Annotated in this window: 3 protein-coding genes; 2 read left to right on the forward strand and 1 reads right to left on the reverse strand. The window is 62.7% G+C overall.

Going from position 1 to position 2560, the window contains the following annotated elements; genetic code table 11:
- Positions 1-276: 276 nt before the first annotated feature.
- Entirely contained in the window at positions 277-735 is a 459-nt protein-coding gene (locus K8W16_RS06600; RefSeq protein WP_304122286.1) for an EF-hand domain-containing protein, read from the reverse strand.
- 130 nt (positions 736-865) lie between these two features.
- Between K8W16_RS06600 and K8W16_RS06605 the strand changes: the two genes are divergently transcribed.
- Together K8W16_RS06605 and K8W16_RS06610 are read left to right on the forward strand one after the other, a co-directional pair.
- A complete protein-coding gene (locus K8W16_RS06605) occupies positions 866-1321 on the forward strand; it encodes a GNAT family N-acetyltransferase (RefSeq protein ID WP_304122287.1) in 456 nt (151 codons plus the stop codon).
- 40 nt (positions 1322-1361) lie between these two features.
- Positions 1362-2560, forward strand: a 1199-nt coding sequence (locus tag K8W16_RS06610; protein WP_304122289.1) for a trigger factor, incomplete at its 3' end; no start/stop codon positions are given.

Here is a 2560-nt window from a genome sequence, read left to right on the forward strand (position 1 = left end):
TTGACGGGACCGCCGACCCGCAGGGGCGCGCGTCCGGCGTGGGTGAGTATGGTGGAATCCTTCATGCTTCATTCCTTCGGGAATGTCCGGCAGATGCCTGCTCGGGAGCTTTCAAGGTGTCGGGAAGAGTGCGGAAAAGGGGGCGCTGTACGGGCGCGGAGCGCCTGGGCAGGAGAGGACGAACCGGCAAGCGCGCCCTGGAGAGCCGTGAATTTCCTCATCCCGGGAGAAGAGGACCTTCTCCCATGCCTTCCGCGGCGTGTTTGCGGGCGAAGATCAGTTTCCCTTGGCGGGCGGAGTGACGAGAAGGGGCAGGGAACCGTTCCCGGAGGGAGCGGCCTTCTGCGCCGGAGGCATGACGAGGGGCATGCCTTCTTTCTGTGCGGCGGCCTGATCGCCCGCTCCGCGCATGGCCTTCATCATGCCTTCCATGTCGGGCATGCTCGCGGAAGCGCCGTGCCCGGCGGAAAAGTTTTTCCACTCCTCAAGGCAGATGCCGCCGTTGTGATCGGTGTCGATGGTGTCGAAGGCATTGCGGTTGAGATTGGGCCTTGCGGCGGAAAGTTCCTCCCTGGTGAGCACTCCGTCCTTGTCGGCATCCATGGCATGGAAGCGTTCCACAGGGTCGGCGGAGCGGGCGGGAGAGCCTCCCTGCATGCCGGGCATGGCAAGGGCCTGCAGGGGAAGGGAAAGGGCGAAGGCAAGGGCCGCAGCCCGGAAAACAGCAATATTCATGGAATGTACCTCTCATGGGATTGAAAGCGCAGCATGACACGAGCGGGGGGCAAGTGCAAGCATGATTCTCGGCCTGCCTCCGTGCCTTGCCATTCCCTTTGTTCTGATACAATATCCGCAGGGAGGCTGTATGATACGCCCTTTTTGCACCGACGATACAAACGCCGTCATCCGGCTGTGGCTGGAGGCTTCCTGCGAAGCTCATGCCTTTATGCCCCCTTCGTACTGGGAGGCGGCGGCCGAGGACATGCGCGAGCTGTACCTCCCCATGAGCGATGAAATCGTCGTGCATGTCGACGATGCGACAGGTGAGGTGGACGCGTTCTTCGCTTTTGTGGATACTTTTCTTGCCGCGCTTTTCGTGGCTCCCCATGCCCAGGGCAGGGGGCTCGGAAGCCGCCTGCTCCGCATCGCAAGGCGTATGCATCCCGATCTTTCCCTGTGCGTGTACAAGGAGAACGCCCGCGCCGTGGCTTTTTATCAAAAGCATGGCCTTTCGATACTGGGGCGGAGGGTGGAAGAGAAAACCGGGCGGGATGAGCTTCTCATGGGGCTTGCCCCGGCCGGGGAAGAGGCCCGTGCCTGAGCGGGTGTGATTAACCTTAAAGAACTGGTTCAGGTTTCCTATGGAATATCATCTGGAGAAAGGGGAAGGCGGAGCATGTCGCCTTTCCTGCGTGTTTTCTGCGGACGAAGTAGGAGCGGAATGGAAAAAGGCCGCCGCGCCCTTTGCGTCTTCCTTCCGCATGGCGGGCTTCCGGCCGGGCAAGGCTCCGCTGGAAGTGCTGGAGCGTCAGTTCGGGGGGCGGATTTCCGAAGAAGCCGCCGATGCGCTGATCGGACGCGGCGTGAGGAAGGCCCTTGCGGCGGAAGGCCTGCTGCCCGTCACCTCCTTTGTTTATGAAGGGGGAAACGCTCTGCGCGGGCGGGAATTTCGTTTCAGCGTGAGTTTCGGGTATCTTCCTGAAGGGGAAGAGCCGGATTTTTCTTCCCTCTCAGTGAAGGAAAAGGTTCCTGCGGCCGACGCTGAACAGGATGCCGCAGCTTTGCGCGACATGCTCGGCCGCATTGCCGAAAGGGTGCCCGTGCAAGAAGGCCGCCCTCAGGATGGCGATATCGTGCAGGCAGAGGTGACGGGCCGCATGGACGGCCGCATCCTGCCCGGTATGAACACCGGCCCCTGTCGCATGCGTCTCATGCCTCTTCGCCCGGGAGAGAAGGCCCCGGATCTGGATCCGGTGGTGCGCTCGCTGAACGTGGGGGAAACCGGCGCCGGTACGACGGTGTGCCCGGACAATTATCCCGATCCTTCCCTGCGGGGCAGGGACATAGAGCTTACCGTGAGCCTTCGCGCCGTGGAAAGGGAGATTCTCCCTCCGCTCACGGAGGAAACGGCGCGCCGCCTTGGTTTTGGCGGTGTAGAAGCACTGAAGGCTGCGGCCCATGGACTGGCCTTGGAGCGGAGCCGGGCGCGAGCCCGCATGGAGGCGAAGCGTGAGCTTGCGGCGCTCCTGGAAGCGTGGGAGGGGGTTGAGCCCCCCGCCGTTCTTGTAGAACATGGCCGCCGCGAGGCCCTGCGCCGCTCCCGCCAGTATTTGCAGAGCCGGTACGATTCGCCGGACAGATTGAAGGAAATTCTCGCCATCATGAAGGAGGAAGCTGAGCAGGCGGCTCGGAAAAAGGCCGTAAGGCGCACGCTTCTGCTTCTTTGGGCGCGCGGGGAAGGGCTTGACATTCGTGAGGCCGAGCTTGACAAAGTGCTTGCCGGTCGCGCCGCCGCGCAGAAGAGTGATCCCGCCTCCTACCGGAGCAGCCTTGTCCGCGG

It is taken from the genome of Mailhella massiliensis (genome assembly GCF_020741395.1).
Taxonomy (GTDB): domain Bacteria; phylum Desulfobacterota; class Desulfovibrionia; order Desulfovibrionales; family Desulfovibrionaceae; genus Mailhella; species Mailhella massiliensis_A.